This window comes from Aureimonas sp. OT7 (genome assembly GCF_014844055.1).
GTDB classification, from domain to species: Bacteria; Pseudomonadota; Alphaproteobacteria; order Rhizobiales; family Rhizobiaceae; genus Aureimonas; species Aureimonas altamirensis_A.
On sequence record NZ_CP062167.1, the window covers coordinates 2,579,115 to 2,601,577 of the forward strand.

Below are 22,463 nucleotides of genomic sequence, written 5' to 3' on the forward strand. Positions count from 1 at the left end.
ATGTCCTCAAGCCTGTTCGTCTTCATCGAGAATTTCCACCGGCGCCGCCCAGTGGATCAGCACCAGGCAACCCTCGTCGGACCAGACCCGGTGGATGCTGCCGGGGCGGTTGACGACGAAATCGCCGGCGACATAGCGCCCGGCATCGTCGGTTTGCGCCCCTTCCAGCACCAGAATGGTTTCCAGTCCGGCGTGTCGGTGGCGGGGCACGGACGCCCCGGCCCGGTATCGCAACAGGGCGACGCCGGGACCCCCATCCACCGAGCGGGCGATATGGTGGATGTCCACTCCGGGGCGGAACGGCTCGAAGGCCACGGCATCCGGCGCAAGGGCCAGAAGCCCCTGCAGGACTTCGGGTGTCATGTCGTCAATCCTTCCGCAATGGCGTCCACGGTAGCCGTCCAGCCGACAATGCCCCCCTGCGCGCGCACCATGTCCAGTGTCGCCTCCTTGAAGTGCGCAAAGTAGCTTTCCGTCGCGTCCTCGGCGAGCAGACAGTCGTAGCCGCGGTCGTTGGCCTCGCGCATGGTCGTCTGCACGCAGACCTCGGTCGTTACGCCGGCCAGCACCAGCGCGGTGACGCCGAAGCCTTCCAGGATCTCGGACAGGTCCGTCGCATGGAAGGCGCCCTTGCCCGGCTTGTCGATCACCGTTTCGCCCGGCAGCGGAAACAGTTCGGGCACGATCTCCGCGCCGGGCGCACCGGCCACAAGAATCCTGCCCATGGGCCCGATATCGCCGATACGCCGTCCCTCCGGCCCGCGCCGCCACTTGGCCGGCGGGCAGTCCGACAGATCCGGGCGATGACATTCGCGCGTGTGGACGATGGGTGCGCCACGCGCACGAAACAGCTCTATCAGCCTGCGCGTTGCGGGCACGATGGCCCGCAGCCGCGAAACGTCGTTGCCGAGGCTCTCGCCAAATCCGCCGGGCTCCAGAAAATCGCGCTGCATATCGATGACGATGAGCGCCACGCGCCCGTCCTCGAAGCGGAATGGAGAAGGGCTTGCCGCGATCGTGCCCATCATCGATGCCCCGCCATGTGCCTGCCGATTTCCATCGGATCGGCCTTGCGGCCGCCTTCCGTCTCAAAGACGATCCTGCCCTCGTGCATCACGAGGATACGGTCGGACAGGGCGATCACCTCATCCAGATCCTCGCTGACCAGCAACACCGCCGTTCCTTTGTTGCGCGCCTTCAAAAGCGCCGCGCGGATATCGGCCACCGCGCCGAAATCCAGCCCGAAGCACGGATTGGCGACCACCAGCAATTCGGCATCGCCGTCCAGTTCGCGGGCCAGTACGGTACGCTGCACATTGCCGCCCGAAAGAGTGGCGATGGGCGCGTCGGGAGACTGGGTCTTGATGGAATAGGCGGCAATCTGCGCCTCCGCGTAGCGGCGCATGCCGCGCCTGTCGACAAGGATACGCGCCCGCCCATCCGCATGCCGGTCGAAGCTGCGCAAGGCGAGATTTTCCATCACGCTCATCCGGCCGACGCAGGCATTGCGCAGCGGCTCTTCGGGCAGGACGCGCACGCCCATTGCCTGCGCCTGCGCGCGGCGGGCCTGGTATGGCGCACCGCCGACATGGATGGCGCCGGAGGCCGGCGTAGTCTGGCCGGACAGCGTCTCCACCAGCACCGCCTGGCCGTTACCGGATATGCCGGCGATGCCGACGATTTCACCGGCCCGCACCTCCAGCCTGTCGATATCGATGCCGCCGCGTTGCGGCCCGGCCTTGACGCCGCTGAGATCGAGGACGGCGCGCGCCTTGGCAGAGGCAGGCTCGGGCCGGGGCGCGGCCGCAAGATCGCGCTTGCCGATCATCATCTCTGCCATATCCGCCACCGACAAGGCATCGACGCGGCCATGCCCGGCCAGCCGGCCCCGGCGCAGCACGGTCACCTCGTCGCAGAAGCCCGTGACCTCCGGAAACTTGTGGCTGATCAGAAGAACGCCCAACCCCTCTTCGTTGGCGCGGCGACGCAGAAACCCCAGCACGTCGCTTGCCTCGCCCGGGGTCAGCACGGATGTCGGCTCGTCGAGCACCAGGACCCGGGAGCCGAGATACAATTCCTTCAGGATTTCGGTCTTCTGCCGTTCACCCGCCGACAGGCGATGCACGGGCACGTCCATCGGCACTTTCAGCGGCATATCGGCCATGAAGGCGGCCAGCTTTGCCCGCTCCTTGCGCCAATCCACGATGGCGGGCACATCCGGGCCGGCCATCACCAGATTTTCCAGAACGGTCATGGCCGGCACCAGGGTGAAATGCTGGTACACCATGCCGATGCCGAGGCGGCGCGCATCGCGCGGGCTGGCCACTTCAACCTCGCGGTCGTCCATCAGGACGCTGCCCTCGTCGGCGCGGTAATAGCCGAGAACGCATTTGACGAGGGTGGATTTGCCGGCGCCGTTCTCGCCCAGCAGGGCGTGGAACGTGCCGCGCCGCAGGCGCAGCGATACGCCATCCAGCGCCGTGAGGGCGCCGAAGCGCTTGGTCAGCCCCACCACCTCGAGCAGCGTCGTCAACGCAGGGCCTCCAGCAGCGCGTCGCTGTGGGCCACAGCGCCGAAGACACCGCCCTGCATGGTCACCATGCGGATGGCCGCGTCGTGGTTGCTTCTGTCGGTGGCGCCGCAGCAATCTTCCAGGATGACGCATTCATAGCCGCGGTCGTTTGCTTCGCGCATGGTCGTATGCACGCAGACATCGGTGGTGATGCCCGTCAGCACGATGTTGCGGATTCCCCGCTGGTTCAGGATCAGCTCCAGATCCGTGGCACAGAAGGAGCCCTTGCCCGGCTTGTCGATGACGACTTCGCCCGGCAAGGGCGCAAGCTCGGGGATGATTTCCCATCCCGGCTCGCCGCGCACCAGGATGCGCCCGCAGGGCCCCGGGTCGCCGATACCGGCGCCGATATTGCGCGAGCGCCAACGCTTGTTGGCCGGCAGGTCGGCAAGGTCTGGTCGGTGCCCCTCGCGCGTATGGATGATGTGGTAGCCGCCTGCCCGCATGGCCGCCATGACCCGTGCGATGGGTTCGATGGGCGCGCGCGTCAGCGACAGGTCGTAGCCCATTGCATCGACATAACCGCCCTTGCCGCAAAAATCGGTCTGCATGTCGATGACGATCAGCGCCGTATTGTCCGGGCGCAGGCTTGCGTCGTAGGGCCAGGCATAGGGCTGCGAGGCGATGGTGCCCACGGTGGTGCTCGATGTCGTGTCCATTGGGAGGGCCTCCTTATTCCGCCGCTTCGCGGGCCGGGCCGCCATAGCGGCGCGTCGGCGCGGCGAAGCCGAAGCCGGTTCCGTCCGTCACCTTCACGTCGTCTTCCCACGGCAGGCGATAGGTGCCCGCGGCAAGGTCGTGCATGTATGTGTAGGGGCAATCGCCGGCGCCGCCGGCCACGGCGACATAGCCGCGATGGCCGAGCTGGTAGATGTTGTTCTCCACGCCCCAATTGCGCCTTGCCTCGCGCACCAGGTCGGGCCGCACCTCGGCCGTGATGATCTCGTCCACCCGGCCGGTCGTGCCATGGGCGATGACCGTGCCGTCGAAATTGACGATCATGCCCTCGCCCATGGAATCGAAGCTTCCGTCCGACCCGCACATGCAGACATTGGCCGTGACCATGAGATTGCAGAAGGCGTTGGCCTGGTTGGTGAACCGCCAGCTTTCCCGGATCGGCGCGGTGTAACCGGCCGTCCGCAGCATGATCTCGGCCCCCTTGTAGGCGCATTCGCGCGCCATTTCCGGAAACATGCCGTCATGACAGATGATGAGAGCCAGCCTGGCGCCCCGGGGCCCGTCGATGACTGGAATGCCGAGGTTTCCGGGCTCCCACGGCTCCACCGGCACCCATGGGTGGAGCTTGCGATAATTCAGCCGGATTTCCCCGGTGTCGTCGATGACAAGCCCGGTATTGTAGGGCATGCCGCCGGGGTTCAGCTCCATGATGGAGAAGCAGCCCCAGATGGAGTTGTCGCGGCAGGCCTGCCGGAAGGCGGCAACCTCCGGCCCGTCGATACGGCACATGATGTCCGGGTTGGTGTCCATCGAAAGCCCGTGCAACGCGTATTCGGGAAACACGACAAGATCCATCGTGCCGAGGTTGCGCCGGGCTTTTGCCACCATGTCGACGATGCGCTGCGTCTGCGCGGCCAGATCGTCCTTCGTCACCACGGTCGGCAATTGCAGTTGCACGCAGCCGATGACGACGCCGTTTTCCGATTTGTTGAGTCCTCCAAGGCCGTTCATGCCTGGTCTCCCTATCTGGTGATCGAAAGTTCGCGCGGGGCGCCGTCGAGGGCGCGGTCCGGCGAGGAAGTGAAGATGAGAATGGCGAGGGTGAGCACGTAGGGCGCCGCATAGAACAGGTAGTAGCCCTGCGTGACGCCGATGGACTGAAGCGCCGGGCCAAGCGCCCCGGCGCCGCCGAAGATCAGCGCTGCGCCGAGGCACGCCACGGGCCGCCACCTGGCGAAGATAACCAGCGCAACGGCGATCAGCCCCTGGCCGGATGAAATTCCCTCGTTCCAGCTTCCGGGGTAGTAGAGCGACAGATAGGCGCCGGCGACGCCGGCCATGAAGCCGCCGAAGGCCGTTGCCCCGATGCGCACCGGCAGGATCGGATAGCCCATCGCCCGTGCGGCGTCGCTGCTGTCGCCCACCATGCGCAGCACCAGACCCAGCCGCGTGCGGCGAAAGACGAAGGCAATCACGAAGGCGAGCGCGATACCGATCAGGAACAGCGGGTTTACCTGCAGCGCCGCGCGCAGTTGCGGGCTGCCGGCCCAGAAGCCGAGGTCGATGGATGGCAGCATGGGCGCCGCCGGCTGGATCAGCGGCTTGCCGAGGAAGAATGCCAGCCCGGTGCCGAAAAGCATCAGCGCAATGCCCACGGCAATGTCGTTGACCCGCGGCAGCGAGCATAGAGCGCCGTGAAGCAGGCCGAACAGCGTTCCGGCAAGTCCGGCCGCCAGCACGCCCGTCCAGGGAGAACCCGTCAGGAGCGAGCCGCCGTAGCCGGCCATGGCCCCGAAGACGAGTGTGCCTTCCAGACCGAGATTGATGCGGCCGCTTTTCTCGGTCACGCATTCGCCGAGGCTGACGAACAGGAATGGGGTGGAAACGCGGATCGCGCCGCCAAGAACCGCAATCAGCACGCCCCACAGGCCGAGATCGCCGCTCATCGTCCGGCCTCCGTGGATGCGGCCCGGCGGGGCACCAGCCGGCCTGACAGGGTTTCGGAGGCCAGCATGGCGATGAACAGGATGCCCTGAAGCACCAGCATGGTAGCGTCGGGAAGCTGCATTCGGCGTTGAACCAGCCCACCGGCCGCGTCGATACCGCCGATCAGGATGGCCATCGGAATGATGGCAAGCGGGTTCTGTCGTGCCAGGAAGGCGACGAGGATGCCGGTATAGCCATAGCCGGCAATCAGCGCCGCATTGGCATTTCCGTGAATGGCAGCAACGTCGATCATGCCGGCGATGCCGGCCGCCGCCCCGCCCGCCATGCAGAACAGCACGATGAGCCGTCCGACGGGCAGGCCCTGTACGGCGGCGGCGCGCGGATTGCCGCCGGCGATGCGCGCCGCAAAACCGAAGCTCGTGCGCCCGATGACGAATGCCGAAACAAGGCAGGCCAGCGTTCCGATGACGAAGCCCCAATGCACGTCCAGCCCCGGCATCGCGCCGATGCGGAACTCGGCAGGCAAAGGCAGGGTCGACGGCTTGTTGAGGCTTGCGGGGTCGCGCAGCGGCCCTTCCACCATGTGGTTGAACAGCGCAATGGCGATATAGGCAAAGAGCAGGCTGGCGATCGTTTCGTTCACGCCGCGCCGCACGCGCAACAGGCCGACGCAGCCGATCCACAGGCCACCGGCCAGCGCTCCGGCCATGGCCATCAGGGCAATCGCCGGCAAGGCCGGCATTCCGGAAAGGGCCGCCCCGGTGACGGCGGCGGCAAGGCCGCCCAGCACGAAGGCGCCCTCGCCGCCGATGACGATCAGGCCGAGCTGGGCCGGCAGGGCTACGCACAAGGCCGTCAGCAGCAGCGGCGCAGCACGTTGCAGCGTATTGGACACGGAAAACTGCGTGCCGAAACCGCCACGCCAGACCAGTTGGTAGAACTCGATCGGCGATTTGCCGAAGGCCAGCAGGAACAGGCCGAACAGAAGCAGCCCGGCCAGGAGTGCCAGCAGCGGCAGCACCACCGCCTCCACCCGTGCGGCCTGCCGCTCCGGCAAGGCAAAGCCGCGCCTTGCGGCCGTCGCGCTCTGCATGATGCTCGTCATCGCAGTGCCCCTGCCGTCAGGAGGTCGAGCCGACGACGCCTTCGACCAGGTAGTCCATGCTCTCCAGCTCGATCGCCGTTTCCGGATAGTCCGTGCCCGCCGCGACGATCTCGTTGCCGCGATTGTCCTTCAGCGGACCCTTGATGATGGCGTAGCCGCCCTTCATCATCTCGTCGCGCACGGCGTCGGCCTGACGCCGCGCCGCATCGCCCACCATTGCGCCGTAGGGGCTGGATTTGACGAAGCCCTCGGCAAGGCCGCCCCGTACGAAGTTGGGCAGCGGCTCTCCAGCCAGGGCCTTCTCGACGAAGGATCGGTAGACATTGGCCCAGTTCCACTCCGCGCCGGTCAGATAATGCTCCGGCGCCAGCGCCGCCTGGCTGGTGTGGTAGCCGCAGACGAAGACGCCGCGCGCGGCGGCGGCCTGCGTCAGCACCTTCGGCCCATCGACATGGCAGGTGATAACGTCCACGCCCTGGTCGGCCAGCGCGTTGACGGCCTCTGCCTCCTTCACCGGCATCGACCAGTCACCCGTAAAGATCACCTGCGTCTGGATCGAAGGGTCGACGCTGCGCGCACCAAGGGTAAACGAGTTGATGTTCAGTAGCACCTGCGGAATGGGCTTTGCGGCGATGAAGCCGAGCTTCTTCGATTTGGTCTGGTGCCCGGCCACGATGCCGGACAGATACTGCGCCATGCCGATATAGCCGAAATACGAGCCGGCATTCGTGGGGTCGCTCTCGCTCCACAATCCACCGCAATGGCGGAACTGGACATCGGGGTTGGCATCGGCCGCCTGCAGCACGAAGGGCTTGTAGTAACCGAAGGATGTCGGAAACAGGAGCTGCGCGCCGTCCAGCTCGATCATCGACTGCATCGACCGCACGACGGCGTCGCTTTCCGGCACGTTCTCTTCTTCCAGCACCGTTACGCCGGCGATGTCCTTCACCGCTGCGGCGCCCTCGGCGTGCGCCTGATTGTATCCGAAGTCGTCGCGCGGCCCGACATAGAGAAAGCCGACGGTCATGTCGGCGGCAAAGGCGGGCGTGATCCGCCCCAGCGCCGGCATCAGCGCCATCGAGCCGGCAGCGGTCAGAAGGCGGCGGCGATTGAGGATGAAGGATGACATGGGGCTCTCCGGCGGGTTTCGATCTCTCGCCGGCAATTGCATGCAATGCGCGTGCCAAAACCGCTCACTGCTGCCATAACAATGATTTAGGAACATCCATGCCCGTCGGCCGAATTGCATAATGCCTATTTTATAGGCGGATTGTCGATAATTGTGCTGCCGCGCTTGGATAATTCGCGCGGCTTAGCAACAGTAATTGACTCGCCGAACCTGCGGCGCTTAAACGCCAACCTCAAGAGATCGTGAGCTGATGGTGCTATCTGCTCACGATAAACGGAGGTTTGTTCTACATGACGGTCAGCAAGGATGCCGAAGGAGCGATCGGAGGCGATCGCTGTCGGGCTGCACGGGGAAAGGCGCCATCCGGCGCCACCAAGGTTCGTTACTTCGTATTGTTCATGTGTTTCGTCGGCCTGACGATCAATTATCTCGACCGCGCCAACATGAGCGTCGCGCTGCCGTTCATCGACGAAGAGCTCGGTCTCAACCTGACGAACACACAGAAAGGCCTGATCCTCGGCGCGTTCTTCTGGGCCTATGACGGGATGATGCTGCTGGCCGGCTGGCTGACCGACAAGCTCGGCGCGCGCAAGAGCTTTTCGCTGGCCGCCGTCTGGTGGTCGGTGTTCACCGCACTGACGCCGCTGGCCAACAGCTTCTGGAGCTTCTTCGCGGTGCGCTTCATGCTGGGTGCCGGCGAGGCTCCCGCCTACCCGTCGTCCACCAAGGCCGCGTCGCGCTGGTTTCCCACCAGTGAGCGCGCCTTTGCAACGGCCGTCATCGATTCCGGCTCGCGTGTCGGCACGGTGCTGGCCCTGCCTATCGTGACCGCCATCATGGCGTTCGCCACCTGGCACTATTCCTTCGTCATTCTGGGAGTGGTCGGCATCGTCTGGGCATTGGCCTGGTACGTCACCTACCGCGATCCGGAGGAACAACCCCGCGCCAATGCGCTGGAACTCCAGTACATCGCCGACAATGGCGGGCGCTCGGAACAGAACGATGACCCCGCGGCGCTCGCTGTTCGCTGGGGCGATCTTTTCCGTTACCGCACGGTCTGGGGCATGATGGTGGGCTTCTTCTGCCTCAACTTCGTGATCTATTTCTTCCTGACGTGGTTCCCCAGCTACCTGAAGACGGCGCGGGGGCTGAACCTCGCGGAGCTCGGGCTCTACGGCATGCTGCCGGGCCTTGCCGCCGTGGTCACCGCATGGGCCGCCGGCCTTCTGGCCGACCGCGCGATCCGCAACGGGGCCGATGTCACGCTGGTGCGCAAGACGGTCATGGTCGGCGGCATGCTGGGCGGCGCCGCCATCCTGCCCGCGGCGCTGGTGGAGTCTCTCGCCGCCGCGCTGTTCTTCCTGGCGGTGTCCTACAGCAGCCTTGCCGTCGCGGCCACCGGCATCTGGTCCTTGCCCGCGGATGTCGCGCCAAGTTCCAGGCATGTCGCCTCCATCGGCGGCATCCAGAACTTCGCCTCCAACATTGCCGGCATCATCAGCCCGTTCCTGTTCGGCTGGCTGCTCGACATGTTCGGCGGCAGCTACACGCCGTCCTTCATGATGGCGGCGGTGATGGCGCTGGTGGGGGCGTTCTCCTACGCATTCGTCGTTGGCCGCGCGGAACCCCTGCCCGCTCTTGCCCCACGTCGCTAAAGCGGATGGCGTCCGGCCCTTCAGGCCGGACGCCGCATCCCGATCAGGATTTGCGCAGAACGTCCTGCCACTCCGGATGGCGGGCGATCTGCGCCTTCGCAAAGGGGCATAGCGGCAGGATGGTAATACCTTCGCGGCGTGCGTCCTCTACCGCGCGTTGCACCAGCCGCTGCCCTACATGCCGGCCCCGAAGTGCATCCGGAACGCCCGTATGGTCGATGATGATCATCGTTTCGCCGGCGCGGCTGTAGGTCATTTCCGCCTCGACGCCATCGACGACAAGGACGTACCGCCCCTTGGAGGGCCCATCCTGCCGTTCGATCTGCCCGGCCCCAGCCCTATCCTCGCTCATGATGTCTCCTTCGCTTGCCCGGTGCGGGTGCTGCCTCACAGGATATGAGACGCCGCCGGCCGCGCAAAGGGCCGTGATCTGCCACAGAGCGTCCCGTGGCGGGGAACGGTACGCCCGGAAGTGCTACTGCGTCAGCAGCGACTGGAAATCCGCATCGAGCCTGCCCAGGGCGGCGTCGATATGGTTCTGCCGCTCGGCAACCCAGCTTTCCTGCCGGTCCAGCCGCGCCGTGGCTTCGTCCAGCATGCGCTTCATCTCCGCCGGCTGAGGCCCCCCGGACGTCGCGCGGCCCCGCACGATGGCGACCGGGTCCAGCGCGGCGCGGAACTCGGCTTCACTCAACGGCAGCTCCTGTGGGAAATCGGTGCCCTTGACCGTCTCTGTGTAGATGTCCCGTGCCTTCTGATAGGGAAAGTCCAGGGGCCCGATTCCTTCCGCCCGGGCATAGGTGACGATCTCGGACGCGACATGGTGGCCTTCCCGGAACGGCAAACCGTGGTCGCGCATCAGGATATCGGCGATCTCCTGCGAGGCGGTCCAGTCCGCGTTCAGCTCCTCCAGGGCGCGTTCGGGGCTGATCACCAATGCCTTCAAGACCTTGTCGAGATCGGCGAGGGTCTTTACGCCGGCCTCGACCATGGCTGAGTTTGCCTCGACATCCTTTGGATCGGGCATGCCAGGGGTAATGTTGTGGGCCTGGATCATCGGGCCGAGAGCCAGCGTGATGGCCGTCGACGCCTGGCTGCGGGTGTTGTTGAGCAGGCCGGGATTGCGCTTCTGCGGCATGGCGGACGAGACATAGGTGTTGCCCCCGCCCTCCTGCAGCAAAATCCATGGCCGCGTCTGCGCATACTGGGTCATCACGTCTTCGACGAAGTTGCCGCTGTGCAGGGCGATCGCGGTGACGATGGAACCGATCTCGACCGGTTGGTCCATGGAGGCGATCTGCGAGGCGTCGTAGGCATTGTCCACCACGCCGGCGAAGCCGAGATAATCGGCCATCCGCTGCCGGTTCAGCGGCCAGCCCGTGCCGTTCAGGACCGTCGTGCCCATGGCGGAGCGGTCCACCCGCGCGTAAGCCTCGCGGATCCGGTCCGCATCGCGCGCGAAGCCGGCCGCGTGTCCCAGAAGGTAATGGCCATAGCTGTTGGGCTGCGCCGCGACGCCGTTGGTGTAATTGGGAACGATCGTTTCGGCGTGCGTGGCCGCAAGATCGACCAGCGTGCGGGAGGTGGCGTTGAGCTGCGTGGCGAGTTCCAGCAGCCCGTCTCGGAGGATGGCCGCCCGGTAGGTGGCGTGCATGTCCTGGCTGGAGCGGCCGGCATGCAGCAGGGTCACCTCCACCCCGCCTTCATCGATGAGCAGCGGCTCGAAGGTGATGACGGTGGCCGGGCGCTTTGCTCCCGGCTCGTTGCCGGCCTTGATGACGCTGTCGATCGCCTTTGCGATTGCCGGCGTCTTCGCCTTGTCGAGCAGGCCTTCCTGCGTGTTGATGACGGCCGTCGCCTTGTTGATCTGTCCCAGCCAGAAAAACTCGTCGCGCACGCCGTCCTGTGCCCAGGCGGGGCCGCACAGTATCGCGGCAAGCCCCGTCAAGCAGCCTAGTGCAGACAGGGGCCGCAGCCCCCGATCCCGAACTTCGACCATGACTTCCTCCCATGATGCCGCGGTTCAGGCGGCCTTGAACCTGTCCAGCGCCGTCAGTGTGACGGTCACAGGGTCGGCTTCCTCGCGCCGGTAGATCTCCTGGCGCAGAAACGACAATTCCGCATCGTAGGCCGCCTCGTCGACCTCGACCCACCAGCATTTCGGGCGGCCGTCGCTGCCATCCGACCAGCGATAGCCGCGCCGTTTCAGGACATCCTTCAGGTCGAAGGGCGTATGTTCGGCATAGATGCGCCGGCGGGTCCGACCGCTCGATTCCAGGAGATGGGCGAAGGCGCTGCGCCCATCCGCCCCGGAAGGACGCGTCAGCACTTCCAGAAGCGCATGGCAATCATCCACCGCGCGATGGCCATCGTGGAACAGGCCGCACTGCGACAGAAGATAGGACAGCTTGCTGCCTTCGAAACCGAGTTCGCGCCAGGGGATCTCGGCATGCGAGCACGCCCAGGCCTTGAATTCGAAGCAGGCGGACAGCCCCTCGCAGAAACGCCGGTCGAAGGCGGCATTATGCGCGATGACGAGGTCCGCCGTCTCTGCCAGCCGCTCCAGGGCGGCAAGGTCGATGCGCTGGCCCGCCACCATAGCATCGGTGATGCCCGTCAGTTGCGTGATCTCGGGCGGGATCGGCACGGAGGGCTGCTGCAGCCCGCCGAACACGCCGACGACATCGCCGATCGTGCCGTCGTCATCATAGGTGAAGGCAACGGCCCCCACCTCGATCACTTCGTCCATGCCATGGCGAAGGCCGGTCGTCTCGGTGTCGATCAGCAGCGCGACATGCGGAAACAGGCTTTCTTCGCGCGCCACCACGGGGCGCGGCACGAGCTTGCGCAAAATGCGGAACCGGCCCGTCGCCTCCAGCCGGCGCGCCATACGCTCCTCTTCGTCGAAGCTGAACAGATCGAGTTGGCCCATGCGAAATTCCTGCGTGCGTCGAGTATCAACTACCCGCAAGGATGGTCTGCGTCAAAAACTGAGCTTCACACCCGCAACCGCCACACGCCCCATGCCGCCATAGCCGTAGACATCCTCGTAGCGCTCGCCGAACAGGTTTTCGACACGGGCGAAGGCCTCCGCATGATCGTTGAAACGATACGATCCGGCGAGGTTCACCAGCGTATAGGGATCAAGCTCCACGCGTGACTGGTTGTAGAAGGCATCGAACGCGATATCCTGCTGTCCGCCGGTATAAAGGATGCCGAGGTTGAGCGCAGCCGCACCGTCCAGGAAGCTGTAGCCTATGTCGAGGCTCGCGACGTTTTCCGGACGGCGGGCCAGGGTGACGCCGTCCGCGTCATCGCCGTCGAGGAACGTATAGGCCGCGCGCACGGTCAGCCCATCCAGAAGATAGGCCGTCACCCCAAGCTCGATGCCGTGGATCGTGGACGTACCGTCCAGGTTGATGGACGTCGTACCCGCTCCCTGGATCAGGTCGGTAATGCGCTGGTTGAAATAGGTTGCTTCGATCGACAGCGCATCGCGCAGGATCCACTGGTCCAAGCCGATGTCCCAGCCTTCCGCCTTTTCCGGCTTCAGGTCGGGGTTTCCGCGATAGGTGCCGTCATAGCCGAACAGTTCGAACAAGGAAGGGTTCTTGATACCCGTACCATAGGAGCCGCGCAGTTTCGTTCCGGTCCGCGACAGATCGTAGGCCGCGGTGCCCCGCCATGTGGTGGCATCGGCGAAACGCTCGTTCATGTCGTGGCGCACCGCCCCGGTCAGGAACAGCGCGTCCGCGATACCGAGTTGGTACTGGCCGACCAGCCCGCTCTGGCCGGTGGAGCGGTCGAAGCTGGAGTATGCACCGTCCACTTCGGCGGATTCTTCCTCGTGCTCGGCAAGGAAGGTCAGCGTATGGTCCAGGCGCGCGGCCTCCTGCGCCAGGAAGACGTTGGATTGATAGTCCACCTTGGTCCGGTCGCCGACATAATCGTCGGTGCGGGACCTATCGGTGAAGTAGCGCAGCGTCGAATGGCTGCGGCTGATGCCGGCGACGTGCTGCCAGCGCCCGTCCAGCGTATCCAGCCGGGCCTGCACACGTCCGTACATCTGCCGGCCGCGTGTCGCGGCGTCCGCATCGGCCGGCAGGCCGTCGGCGAACCCATCCGCGTCGGCCCGATGGTCCGTCACGCGGCCCACCATGTCGAACCGCAGGTCCTGCGTGGCATCGAAGCCGAGTTTGGCGAAGCCCGTGACGTTGTCATAACCGTCGCGCTCAAGGTTGCCGCGCCACTCGGACGCGCTCGAGGCGCCGTCCGTGCGGTAGCCGCCGAGGCTGCCGAAAAAGTCGGCGCCGCCCGAAGCGCCGCCGATGGACAGGAGGCCGCTGGCCGTGCCCATGCTACCACCTTCCAGGCGTGCCGAAGCGGACGTCCGGCCCTCGCCCTTGCGGGTGACGATGTTGACGACGCCGCCGATGGCGTCGGACCCGTAGAGCGCACTCTGCGGACCGCGCAGCACCTCGATCCGCTCCACATCGTCGGCAAGCATGTTGGCGAAATCGTACTCGCCGCCACTGGCGGGATCGTTCACCTCGATGCCGTCGATGAGCACGAGCGTCTGGTTGCCCTCGGCGCCGCGCAGCCGAACCTGGGTCAGGCCGCCCACCGTGCCCGTGCGGCTCAGGCCCACCCCCGGCACGCTCCGCAACGCGTCGGCCACGAAGCGCACCTGCCGCCGCTCCAGTTCGGCCCTGTCGATGACGGTGACGGCGCTGCCGACGGCGCGCGCCGGCGTCGACGTCCGGTTGGCCGTGACGATGACGGGGTCCAGCGCGATCGCCGCCGGCAGCAAACTGATCTGTGCGCTGGCGGCGGACGAAATGGCGATAAGAGCCGAGCCTGTCAGGCAGGCAGCAAGGCGGATGGACAAGGCAACCTCGTTAACATCGTTTCCGGTTGCATCGAACGAGGTCCGGCCCTGTCGAGGCACCCCGCCCGACATGTTCGCGTGCAACCACGGCTGACGGCAGGTCTCCTGGCTCGCGGGTCCTTCCGCCGTGCCGCCTTCCCGGGGGCGCTGGCCCCAGTGGCATAATGGCAAGGCAGTCTCCGCCTACAGTTGCGGGGGCAGCCGCAGCATGGCCGGATGGCGCACTGCGTTCCCTTTGAAGCCCTTTCGGGGCACCGTCGCGCGGCACAATAGACACGGTACCGCGGCCTCACAAGCATCCACAGGATAAGGGATGGCTGACTTTCTGGTTGTGCTGCCGCAACGCAACTGTAACAAGGAGATGAGGGGCCGGTCCGGTCAGCGCGGAGTGCAAGGATGGCGCATAGTTTTCGGCAAGACCGTCCGACGGGGCGTGACGGACCGAGAATCCTGATCTACAGCCACGACACGTTCGGCCTTGGCCATCTTCGGCGTTGCCGCGCCATCGCCAACCGGCTGGTCGGGTCGATGGATGACGCCTCAATCGTCATCATTTCCGGCTCTCCCATCATCGGCCGCTTCGACTTCGAGGACGGCGTCGATTACGTACGCGTGCCGGGCGTGGTCAAGCTGCCGAATGGCGGGTACACAACCTCCAATCTGCGCCTGTCGCTGGACGAGACCGTGCAGATCCGCCGCTCCGTCATCATGGCAACGGCGCGCAGCCTGAACCCCGACCTCCTGATCGTCGACAAGGAGCCCGCCGGCTTCCGCGACGAGTTGCTGCCGACGCTGGAGCACCTGAAGGCGACAGGCGCGCGCATCGTGCTGGGCCTGCGCGACGTCCTGGACGATGCCGCAGTGATCGTGCCCGAATGGGAGCGCAAGGGCGCGACCGAGGCGCTTTCTGCCTTCTACGACAACGTCTGGGTCTACGGCCTTCCCGAGATCCACGAGCCGCTGGCGCCCTTTTCCCTGCCCGAGCGGCTGCAAAACGAAATCATCTATACCGGCTATCTCCGGCGCGACCTGCCCCAGGTCTCCGCGACGGCGGCCTACCCATCCATCACCTGCAAACCCTATGTGCTCGTTACGACGGGCGGTGGCGGCGACGGCGAAGGGCTGATCGACTGGACCCTTTCGGCCTACGAGGCCGACCGGTCCCTGCCCCTTGGCGCGCTCATCGTCTTCGGCCCCTTCGTGCCGCCCGATCAGCGTGCCGCCTTCATGGAGCGCGTGGCCCGCCTGCCCGACGTGGAAGCGATCACCTTCGATTCCAGAATCGAGCACCTCATCGCCAACTCCGAAGGCATCATCGCCATGGGTGGCTACAACACGTTCTGCGAGATCCTGTCCTTCGACAAACGATCCGTGATCGTGCCGCGCCGCACGCCGCGCATGGAACAGACCATCCGCGCCGAGCGGGCCGCCGAGCTGGGCCTCATCACGTGCCTGGACGGTGCCGGGCTGGAAGACGGCGCCCACCGCAACCCGCATTTGATGGCAGAAGCCATCCGCGCCCTTCCCGGACGCCCGAAACCTTCGGAAAAGACCCTGCCAAGGCTGCTTGATGGACTGGATACAATCGACGCAACGGTGCGAGGCTGGTTCCCCAGCCCCTCGAAAGAAACGGCCCGAACCGCAAGCCGGTAGAATTGCCGTCGTCCTGAAGGGCTATCCCCGGCTTTCGGAAACCTTCATCGCACAGGAAATCCTGGGGCTGGAGCAACTGGGCTTTTGTCTGGATATCTGGTCGTTGCGGCGCCCGACGGACCGTGCGCGCCACCCGATGCACGAGCAGATCGCGGCGCCTGTCTACTACCTGCCGGAATATCTGAAGGACGATCCGCTGCGCGTCCTGCGCGGCGTACTGGCGCTGCCACGCCAGAAGGGCCTTGGCCGCTTCGTCCGCACGGCGCTTGCCGACCTGCGCCGAGATCCGAGCCCCAACCGGCTGCGGCGCATCGGCCAGGCGGCGGTTCTGGCTCGGGAACTATCGCCGCAGATCACGCAAATCTACGCGCATTTCCTGCACACGCCGGCTTCCGTCGCACGCTATGCGGCGCAGCTCCGGCAACTGCCCTTCAGCTTTTCCGCCCATGCCAAGGATATCTGGACGACGCCGGACTGGGAAAAGCGCGAAAAGATCGCCGACAGCATCTGGGGAACCACCTGTACGCGGCAGGGCCACGACGAACTCGTGCGCCTGTCGCCGGGCGGCGACAAGAACCGCGTGCGCCTCGTCTATCATGGGCTGGACCTTCGTCGCTTTCCGGCACCGCCCGTCCGCGATGGCGGCGGAAACGGACGGGACACCCCCGTCCGGCTGGTCAGCATCGGCCGCCTGGTGGCCAAGAAGGGTTATGACGATCTCCTGCAGGCGCTCGCCATGTTGCCCAGGGAGCTGGACTGGCGCCTGACGCAGATCGGTGGGGGCGATCTGGCGAAGCCGCTTGCCGAAACGGCGGAGCGGCTGGGCCTGGCCGGCCGGATCGACTGGTTGGGAGCGCGCCCCCAAGGGCAGGTCATCGAGGCGCTACGCGCGGCAGACCTGTTCGTGCTGGCGTGCCGCGAGGGCGACGGCGGAGACCGGGACGGCCTGCCCAACGTCTTGATGGAGGCGGCCACGCAGGGCCTGCCCATCCTGTCGACGGACTTTGCCGGCGTGCCTGAGTTCGTCACCGATGGTGTGGAGGGGCTGCTGGTGCCGCCTCGGGACCCGGCGGCGCTGGCCGAGGCGCTGGAGCGGCTGATCGGGCGGCCTGCGTTGCGACTGCAACTGGGGGCGGCGGCCCGTGCCCGTGTGACGGGCGACTTTTCCGCCGACGCCGGCATCGGCAGGATCGCCGCGCTTCTATCGCACGGCGATGTCGATCAGCGGGCGGAAACGCGGGTCAGATAGGCTTCGGCCAGACGAGCATTCTCGCACTCGTCGGCGCGGTGGTGGCCCGCCACGCAGGAGGCGGTCACCTCGGCGCGCATCGGCTCGTTGGCCACCAGGCTGGCAACGCTTTCCGGAGGCGATTTGAGGAAGAGAAGGCACAGGACGCCCGCGCCGATCGCCAGGCGGCAGCCTGTTTTCATTACCGTTGCAGAACCAGTCATCGTATCGTTTCGATCGCTCGGTGTTACTTGCGGCGGGCTATATGTCACCACTTTTTAACCATTGCAAGCCCCCGCGGCGACGGGGCCTTTCCGGGCCTGGTGCAGGCCCGGAAAGCGTTTTTAATCAAAGCTTTGCGCGTGCGACCAATACGGCGTCGATATCCGAGGCGGCATGCCTTTCCCGCAATCCCGGCCCTTTTTCGCCGTCATTGCTATTCACGATCCGGCCGCGCTGCACGCCGGGCCGCGCACCGACCTCATCCGTCCAGCGGCGCAGGTTGGTATAGGACTCCACACCCAGGAAACGGCCGGCCTTGTAGGCCTCGTTGTTCATCAGGGCGCCCAGCCACGGCCATGCCGCGATATCGGCGATGGTGTAGGAGTCGCCCCCCAGGTACCGCGCCTCGGCCAGCCGCCTGTCGGCGACATCCAGCAGCCGCTTGGTTTCCATGGCGTATCGGTTGATGGGGTATTCCTGCGGGAACGGTGCGTAAGCATAGAAATGGCCGAAGCCCCCACCGATGAACGGTGCCGAACCCTGCAGCCAGAACAGCCAGTTCAAAGCTTCCGTGCGCTCCGGGCCGGACGCCGGCAGAAACTTGCCGAACCTGTCGGCAAGATGCAGCAGGATGGCACCGGACTCGAAAACGCGGACCGGTGTCTCGCTCGAGCAGTCCAGAAGCGCCGGAATCTTGGAGTTGGGGTTGACCGCGACGAAGCCGCTCGAAAACTGGTCACCCTTGCCGATATCGATCATCCAGGCATCGTATTCGGCACCGCTTTCGCCGGCGGCCAGCAGCTCTTCCAGCATGATCCCGGCCTTCTGGCCGTTGGGCGTCGCAAGGGAGTAGAGCTGCATGGGATGGCTGCCGCGCGGAAGCTCCGCCTCGTGACGCGCGCCTGCGGTGGGGCGGTTGATGGACGACCAGCGCCCCGCGTCCCCGGCAGGTGGGCTCCACACCTCGGGCGGTGTATAATCGGCGTTTTCGTCGCTCATTTCTTCTGTCCTTCCGTTCGTCGGTCTTCAGGCCTTGACGACGCGGCTCATGTCCGCTCCAGCCTTTTCGAAGGCGTTCCGCGTATCGACGCCCAGCTTCATCACCGAGGCGATCCGCGCATAGTCGACGCCGCCATGGTCCGTCGCAACAAGCACAGCGTCATAGGATGCGATGCCGTGATCGTCGAGCAACCGGGAGGCGCGCCCGGCAAGATGGGGATGCTCCCGCGTCTTCGGCAACACCGGAACATGCGGATCGTGATAATTGACCCGTGCACCGCGTTCTTCCAGAAGGTCGATCAGGCGCAGCGATGCGCTTTCGCGCGTATCTTCCACGTCCCGCTTGTAGGCGACCCCGAGCACGAGGATCGAGGAGCCGTTGAGGCCGCGCCCGAAATACCTGTCCAGCGCCTCCGCCGTGGCGCGCACGACATGGCGCGGCATATCGGTGTTGATCTCGCCGGCCAGTTCGATGAACCGTGTGGCGATCTCGTATTCCCGGGCTTTCCATGTCAGGTAGAAGGGGTCGATGGGAATGCAGTGCCCGCCGAGCCCAGGGCCGGGATAGAAGGGCATGAAGCCGAAGGGCTTGGTCTTCGCGGCCTCGATCACTTCCCAGATGTCGATGCCCATCGCGCCGTAGACGAGTTTCAGCTCGTTCATCAAGGCGATATTGACCGAACGGAAGATGTTCTCCGTCAGCTTGACCGCCTCAGCCACGCCCGGCGAGGATACCGGCACGACGGACTGCATGGCCGCCCCGTACAGGGCGCTTGCCAGCCGCAATGCCGCCGGGCCGTCGCCCCCCACCACCTTCGGTATGTCGCGCGTTCCGTACTCCCGGTTTCCGGGATCTTCCCGCTCTGGCGAAAAGGCCAGGAAGAAGTCCTGCCCCGACCGCATCCCGGCGGCTTCGAGAATGGGCTTCACCAGCTCGAGCGTCGTTCCGGGCCATGTCGTGGATTCCAGCACGATCAACTGGCCCGGCCGCAGGGACTGCGCGATCTGGCGCACCGACCGCTCCACGAAGGACAGGTCGGGCTCGCGGTGACGCGTCAGCGGTGTCGGCACGCAGATCAGGATCGCGTCCGCTTCGCCGGCCCTTGCAAAGTCCACCGTGGCTTCGAAGCGTTCCTCACGCAGCGCCTCGGCCAGCGCGTCGCCGGGAATGTGCGTGAAGCCGCTTTCGCCCCGGTTCAGAAGCGCGACGCGTTCCGGATTGATGTCGAAGCCCAGCACCGGAAAACCCGCCCGGCACATGGCGAGCGCCAGGGGCAGGCCAACATAGCCGAGCCCGATGATGCCGACTTTGGCGCGGCGCGCTTCCAGGGCCCGCGCCAATGCACCCGCTATATCCGAATCCGTCATTGCCTGCTCCACATGCCGTGTGCCGAACAAAATCGCACGGCGGGATGCCTGGCCAAAAGGGCCAGCAACCTGTCGACGAAGCGCCATGTCGCGCCGTCATGAATGAGATGGTGGGTCAGAAGTCCCACCGGTTCGCCCAAGTCGGCCAGAGCCGCGATGCGCTCGACAAACAATGCCGGCTCGCCCAGCCGCTTGCCCCCGCGCCAATCCACCGGGTCTATGTGGGTATTGAACACGCGCAGCCCGGCGAGCCGCGCCGACGCACGACGGCCGAATGTCGAAAGTCCTTCGAAACCAAGATCATGAAGCCGCCCGATAATGTTTTGGTCTATCCTGTTCCAGGGTGGCACCATGACCGGAAGAGCCCTGTCGCCAAAGGTATCCCGGTGACGGGACAACCCTTCGGAGAGCGGCGCGATGAAGGCGCCCGGCGGCGCATAGCCCAACTCCTGCCGCTTCGCGCCGGGTGGCGCATTGTTTCGATGCTCCAGGCCATGCAGCAGGACATCGACCCCGGCTTCCTCGCGCAGAAGCCGCGGCAGGGCCGGCTGGATCAGAAAGGGGCTCACGGCCAACGCCACCGGCACGCCGTGCCGCTGCCGCAGCGCCAGCAGGCGGCGTAGCTGCGGCGTATCGTCGGCCGCGTCGTCGTCGCGCCACCAGATGTCCATGACGGTCCCTTGCGCATGCAGGGAATTGAGCCTGTCCACCAAGGCCGCAAACGACATCTCTGTCGCATCGCGCCGGCGCACCGCCGCCTCGGCGATCCGGACAGCCTGCCGGGCGCCGTCCGGCGGCGCGGCCGGCGCCCTGCGCGGCAGCTCCGCAAGGCCGGTGCGCACGCACGACAAAAGGGTTTCGCCATTCAAACGCGCGGCATCCAGCAGCATCGCCACGCGATCGGCGGCCAACGCCTCGGCGCGCAGCCGTTGCTCCTGCTCGCCCCCGTCTTCGAAAGGCACCAGAACGGCGGGCGTTCCGGCGGCAGCCAGATCGGCCGCCGTATTGTAACCGGCCTGACTGACGGACAGTCGGGCCGCAGCCAGCAAAGCGGGGAAATCAGGCCGCGCCCGCTCGACTTGCGCATTGGACGGCGCGCCGGCCACAAGACCCTGCATGTCGCCTTGGCTGACCCCAGCCCCGACAAGGATATGCCAGGTAAGGTCCGGCGCGGCGTGTGCCGCCGCGATGGCGGCACGGAACAGCGGCAACGCCGCCGCGCTACCGCCGCCCGAAACCAGAATGGCGCCGTCTCCATCGAAAGCGGCCACGGTGTCGCGTGGTCTTGCGACATATCCCGTATAGGAAAGGAAGGTCTCCAGCCGGCTACTGACCGGCCAGGAGCGGGACAAGGGCGTGCGTGCGGGATCGCCGTGCACCAGCACCCCATCGTAATGCTCCACGATGCAGTCTTCCGCGCGTTCCGCCTTTTGTGGTTTCGATGGAGGGTTCAGGATATCGCGTATGGACGCCAACGCCACGGGACGCGGCAGGGCACTGTCCGCATAATCAAGCAAAGCCTGAAATTCTTGTCGCAACGCATTGCGCCCGAACGGAAATGTCTCAGTCATAATGCAGTCCGGGGCGAAGTCGGCCGCGTGTCGCAGGAGGTGTTCTGCGCGGTCTTCCAGATAGATAGGGGTAACGGGCCCGTCGCCTTCATCGCGCAGGTTCACGAAGTCGGCCCCATGGGCATGGACGGCCGGCAATTGTGCGGTCCGCACGCCCTTTCCCGGCAGGTGGTGGGGGTGTGGCCGGCCGCCCGACACCAGCAGCACGTCATGCCCGGCATCAGCGAAGGCATCGGCCAGGACGGCCGCCCGCGCGAGATGTCCGACGCCCAGCAGATGGGTGACAGCAATCAGGACACGCAAGACCGGCTCCCATACGCCGCAAGCCGCTGCAGCCGGCCCGATACCGACGACGCGGCGGATTCGATGTCATGGCGGCGGGCCAGGTCCGCCGCGCCGCGCCCGAGCGCGGACAGGCGCCCTGGGTCCGACAGCAGATGGACGAGGGTTTGCGCATAGGCGACGGTATCGCCGGCGGCGACGAGATGGCCGCTCACGCCATCGGCGACCACTTCGCCGACACCGCCATACGCCATAGCAAGGCTGGGACAGCCGCTGGCGGCCGCCTCCAGATAGGCCATGCCGAACGCTTCGTTCACGCCGGGCCAGACGATGAGGTCGCTTTGGCGGTAGAGAGCGCCAAGCATGGCGGCGTCGACCTCGCCCAGAAAGGTCACCCTGTCGCCGAACGGCAGGAACAGGGCCTCGACCTGCGCTCGGGCGGGCCCGTCCCCTGCGATTTCGAGGCGCCAGCCGTCCGGTGCATGCCGCAGCGCATCGGCCAGCAGGGCGTAGGAGGCAAGCTTGTCGCCCGACCGCATCATGGCCACGGAGGCCAGCCGGACCGGCGTTCCGATACGCCAGCCGGTCCTGCACGGCCACTGGGCCGTGTTGATGAACGGCGGCAGGGCAAGGATGTCCCGCGCGCCGACGGCTTCCAGCCCGGCACGGTCACGGCCGTTCAACAGGAGGTGGAGATCTGCTGCACGGTTGGCCGCGTCCGCCAGGGCCGAGAAGCGCGCATATCGCCCACTGGCCCGCTTGCCGGCGCTGGAGCCTTCGGCAATCACGTAGGGAATGCCGAAATGGGCGGCGACGCGGGGCCCGATCAGGTCCGGCGCCTTGTAGTAGTTATGATAGGTGAACCATGCCGCAGGGGCCGGCCCGGCAACGAGGCGCTGCACCTCGCGCTCGGCACCGGCCAGGATTTCGTCCTGCGGATCGGCCGCGCCGACACCGTCGCGGCTGGAAAAACGCGTCGCCAGCACTGGCGATGCCCCGGCCCGTTCCAGCGCACGCAGCCACAGGCGCGCCATGGTCCGGTCGCCCGAGGGCACCGGATGGTCCGGAGGCTTCATTGGTGCATGAAAGGCGACCGGACCGTTTCGAGACGCTGATAAACGCATGCTCGCACTTCGCACTGGAAACGACTACCTGTCGTACTTCTC

General features: G+C 66.0%; 20 protein-coding genes and 1 riboswitch. Of the genes, 3 read left to right on the forward strand and 17 right to left on the reverse strand.

Features of this window, described 5'->3' with window-relative positions:
• Positions 1-6: 6 nt before the first annotated feature.
• From IGS74_RS12335 to IGS74_RS12370, 8 genes are read right to left on the reverse strand one after another with little or no spacing between them, the layout of a single operon-like run.
• The gene (locus IGS74_RS12335) at positions 7-363 is read right to left on the reverse strand and encodes a cupin domain-containing protein (RefSeq protein WP_192386471.1); all 357 of its coding nucleotides are present in this window, start codon (positions 361-363) and stop codon (positions 7-9) included.
• A complete protein-coding gene (locus IGS74_RS12340; RefSeq protein WP_192391778.1) occupies positions 360-1,025 on the reverse strand; it encodes an isochorismatase family cysteine hydrolase in 666 nt (221 codons plus the stop codon). The genes IGS74_RS12335 and IGS74_RS12340 overlap by 4 nt, the downstream gene beginning before the upstream one ends.
• On the reverse strand, positions 1,025-2,533 hold the full coding sequence (locus IGS74_RS12345; protein ID WP_192386473.1) for an ABC transporter ATP-binding protein: 1,509 nt from the start codon (positions 2,531-2,533) through the stop codon (positions 1,025-1,027). Before IGS74_RS12345 ends, IGS74_RS12340 begins: the two co-directional genes overlap by 1 nt.
• Positions 2,530-3,231, reverse strand: a complete 702-nt coding sequence (locus IGS74_RS12350; RefSeq protein ID WP_192386475.1) for an isochorismatase family cysteine hydrolase — start codon at positions 3,229-3,231, stop codon at positions 2,530-2,532. The genes IGS74_RS12345 and IGS74_RS12350 overlap by 4 nt, the downstream gene beginning before the upstream one ends.
• Before the next feature lie 13 nt (positions 3,232-3,244).
• A complete protein-coding gene (locus IGS74_RS12355) occupies positions 3,245-4,261 on the reverse strand; it encodes a formamidase (RefSeq protein WP_192386477.1) in 1,017 nt (338 codons plus the stop codon).
• 11 nt (positions 4,262-4,272) lie between these two features.
• Complete coding sequence (locus IGS74_RS12360) at positions 4,273-5,196, reverse strand: ABC transporter permease (RefSeq protein ID WP_060602502.1); 924 nt, start codon at positions 5,194-5,196, stop codon at positions 4,273-4,275.
• Positions 5,193-6,290: an ABC transporter permease gene (locus tag IGS74_RS12365; RefSeq protein WP_246723148.1), complete on the reverse strand. Its 1,098-nt coding sequence runs from the start codon at positions 6,288-6,290 to the stop codon at positions 5,193-5,195. Before IGS74_RS12365 ends, IGS74_RS12360 begins: the two co-directional genes overlap by 4 nt.
• Before the next feature lie 28 nt (positions 6,291-6,318).
• Positions 6,319-7,431, reverse strand: coding sequence for a BMP family ABC transporter substrate-binding protein (locus IGS74_RS12370; RefSeq protein ID WP_192386481.1), 1,113 nt, complete (start codon positions 7,429-7,431; stop codon positions 6,319-6,321).
• Between the two features lie 290 nt (positions 7,432-7,721).
• Here IGS74_RS12370 and IGS74_RS12375 point away from each other — a divergent pair, with 290 nt between their 5' ends.
• A complete protein-coding gene (locus IGS74_RS12375) occupies positions 7,722-9,086 on the forward strand; it encodes an MFS transporter (protein ID WP_192386483.1) in 1,365 nt (454 codons plus the stop codon).
• Between the two features lie 43 nt (positions 9,087-9,129).
• Here the strand turns inward: IGS74_RS12375 and IGS74_RS12380 are convergent, their stop codons facing one another.
• The 4 genes from IGS74_RS12380 to IGS74_RS12395 form a co-directional block, all read right to left on the reverse strand.
• Positions 9,130-9,438, reverse strand: a complete 309-nt coding sequence (locus IGS74_RS12380) for a GNAT family N-acetyltransferase (RefSeq protein ID WP_192386485.1) — start codon at positions 9,436-9,438, stop codon at positions 9,130-9,132.
• Between the two features lie 123 nt (positions 9,439-9,561).
• Positions 9,562-11,085: an argininosuccinate lyase gene (locus tag IGS74_RS12385; protein WP_192386487.1), complete on the reverse strand. Its 1,524-nt coding sequence runs from the start codon at positions 11,083-11,085 to the stop codon at positions 9,562-9,564.
• Between the two features lie 24 nt (positions 11,086-11,109).
• Positions 11,110-12,018 carry a 3'-5' exonuclease gene (locus IGS74_RS12390; protein ID WP_192386489.1) on the reverse strand — a complete coding sequence of 303 codons (909 nt, stop codon included), beginning with the start codon at positions 12,016-12,018 and terminating at the stop codon, positions 11,110-11,112.
• Between the two features lie 51 nt (positions 12,019-12,069).
• Positions 12,070-13,974 (reverse strand): TonB-dependent receptor, encoded by a 1,905-nt coding sequence (locus IGS74_RS12395; RefSeq protein ID WP_206688160.1) that lies wholly within the window; start codon positions 13,972-13,974, stop codon positions 12,070-12,072.
• A 77-nt stretch (positions 13,975-14,051) separates the two neighbouring features.
• Positions 14,052-14,248, reverse strand: a riboswitch (cobalamin riboswitch).
• Between the two features lie 122 nt (positions 14,249-14,370).
• On the opposite strand from IGS74_RS12395, the gene IGS74_RS12400 reads away from it, so the two are divergent.
• On the forward strand, positions 14,371-15,627 hold the full coding sequence (locus tag IGS74_RS12400; protein ID WP_192386493.1) for a glycosyltransferase: 1,257 nt from the start codon (positions 14,371-14,373) through the stop codon (positions 15,625-15,627).
• A complete protein-coding gene (locus IGS74_RS12405) occupies positions 15,545-16,876 on the forward strand; it encodes a glycosyltransferase family 4 protein (protein ID WP_192386495.1) in 1,332 nt (443 codons plus the stop codon). Before IGS74_RS12400 ends, IGS74_RS12405 begins: the two co-directional genes overlap by 83 nt.
• On the opposite strand, the gene IGS74_RS12410 is transcribed toward IGS74_RS12405, so the two are convergent.
• From IGS74_RS12410 to IGS74_RS12430, 5 genes are all read right to left on the reverse strand, one after another.
• Positions 16,849-17,058 carry a hypothetical protein gene (locus tag IGS74_RS12410; RefSeq protein ID WP_039194021.1) on the reverse strand — a complete coding sequence of 70 codons (210 nt, stop codon included), beginning with the start codon at positions 17,056-17,058 and terminating at the stop codon, positions 16,849-16,851. The two genes, IGS74_RS12405 and IGS74_RS12410, sit on opposite strands and share 28 nt — an antisense overlap.
• A 145-nt stretch (positions 17,059-17,203) precedes the next feature.
• Complete coding sequence (gene yghU / locus IGS74_RS12415) at positions 17,204-18,076, reverse strand: glutathione-dependent disulfide-bond oxidoreductase (protein WP_192386497.1); 873 nt, start codon at positions 18,074-18,076, stop codon at positions 17,204-17,206.
• Between the two features lie 27 nt (positions 18,077-18,103).
• Positions 18,104-19,444 carry a nucleotide sugar dehydrogenase gene (locus IGS74_RS12420; protein WP_246722542.1) on the reverse strand — a complete coding sequence of 447 codons (1,341 nt, stop codon included), beginning with the start codon at positions 19,442-19,444 and terminating at the stop codon, positions 18,104-18,106.
• A complete protein-coding gene (locus tag IGS74_RS12425) occupies positions 19,441-21,318 on the reverse strand; it encodes a glycosyltransferase (RefSeq protein ID WP_192386501.1) in 1,878 nt (625 codons plus the stop codon). The genes IGS74_RS12420 and IGS74_RS12425 overlap by 4 nt, the downstream gene beginning before the upstream one ends.
• Entirely contained in the window at positions 21,306-22,373 is a 1,068-nt protein-coding gene (locus IGS74_RS12430; protein WP_206688161.1) for a glycosyltransferase family 4 protein, read from the reverse strand. Before IGS74_RS12430 ends, IGS74_RS12425 begins: the two co-directional genes overlap by 13 nt.
• Positions 22,374-22,463: the final 90 nt, after the last annotated feature.

Excerpts from the sequence above, each read along its gene's own strand:
- IGS74_RS12335 (WP_192386471.1), bottom strand. The coding sequence starts at position 363 with ATGACACCCGAAGTCCTGCAGGGGCTTCTGGCCCTTGCGCCGGATGCC.
- IGS74_RS12340 (WP_192391778.1), bottom strand. The coding sequence starts at position 1,025 with ATGGGCACGATCGCGGCAAGCCCTTCTCCATTCCGCTTCGAGGACGGG.
- IGS74_RS12350 (WP_192386475.1), bottom strand. The coding sequence starts at position 3,231 with ATGGACACGACATCGAGCACCACCGTGGGCACCATCGCCTCGCAGCCC.
- IGS74_RS12355 (WP_192386477.1), bottom strand. The coding sequence starts at position 4,261 with ATGAACGGCCTTGGAGGACTCAACAAATCGGAAAACGGCGTCGTCATC.
- IGS74_RS12360 (WP_060602502.1), bottom strand. The coding sequence starts at position 5,196 with ATGAGCGGCGATCTCGGCCTGTGGGGCGTGCTGATTGCGGTTCTTGGC.
- IGS74_RS12365 (WP_246723148.1), bottom strand. The coding sequence starts at position 6,290 with ATGCAGAGCGCGACGGCCGCAAGGCGCGGCTTTGCCTTGCCGGAGCGG.
- IGS74_RS12370 (WP_192386481.1), bottom strand. The coding sequence starts at position 7,431 with ATGTCATCCTTCATCCTCAATCGCCGCCGCCTTCTGACCGCTGCCGGC.
- IGS74_RS12375 (WP_192386483.1), top strand. The coding sequence starts at position 7,722 with ATGACGGTCAGCAAGGATGCCGAAGGAGCGATCGGAGGCGATCGCTGT.
- IGS74_RS12380 (WP_192386485.1), bottom strand. The coding sequence starts at position 9,438 with ATGAGCGAGGATAGGGCTGGGGCCGGGCAGATCGAACGGCAGGATGGG.
- IGS74_RS12385 (WP_192386487.1), bottom strand. The coding sequence starts at position 11,085 with ATGGTCGAAGTTCGGGATCGGGGGCTGCGGCCCCTGTCTGCACTAGGC.
- IGS74_RS12390 (WP_192386489.1), bottom strand. The coding sequence starts at position 12,018 with ATGGGCCAACTCGATCTGTTCAGCTTCGACGAAGAGGAGCGTATGGCG.
- IGS74_RS12400 (WP_192386493.1), top strand. The coding sequence starts at position 14,371 with ATGGCGCATAGTTTTCGGCAAGACCGTCCGACGGGGCGTGACGGACCG.
- IGS74_RS12405 (WP_192386495.1), top strand. The coding sequence starts at position 15,545 with ATGGACTGGATACAATCGACGCAACGGTGCGAGGCTGGTTCCCCAGCC.
- IGS74_RS12410 (WP_039194021.1), bottom strand. The coding sequence starts at position 17,058 with ATGAAAACAGGCTGCCGCCTGGCGATCGGCGCGGGCGTCCTGTGCCTT.
- yghU (WP_192386497.1), bottom strand. The coding sequence starts at position 18,076 with ATGAGCGACGAAAACGCCGATTATACACCGCCCGAGGTGTGGAGCCCA.
- IGS74_RS12420 (WP_246722542.1), bottom strand. The coding sequence starts at position 19,444 with ATGACGGATTCGGATATAGCGGGTGCATTGGCGCGGGCCCTGGAAGCG.
- IGS74_RS12430 (WP_206688161.1), bottom strand. The coding sequence starts at position 22,373 with ATGAAGCCTCCGGACCATCCGGTGCCCTCGGGCGACCGGACCATGGCG.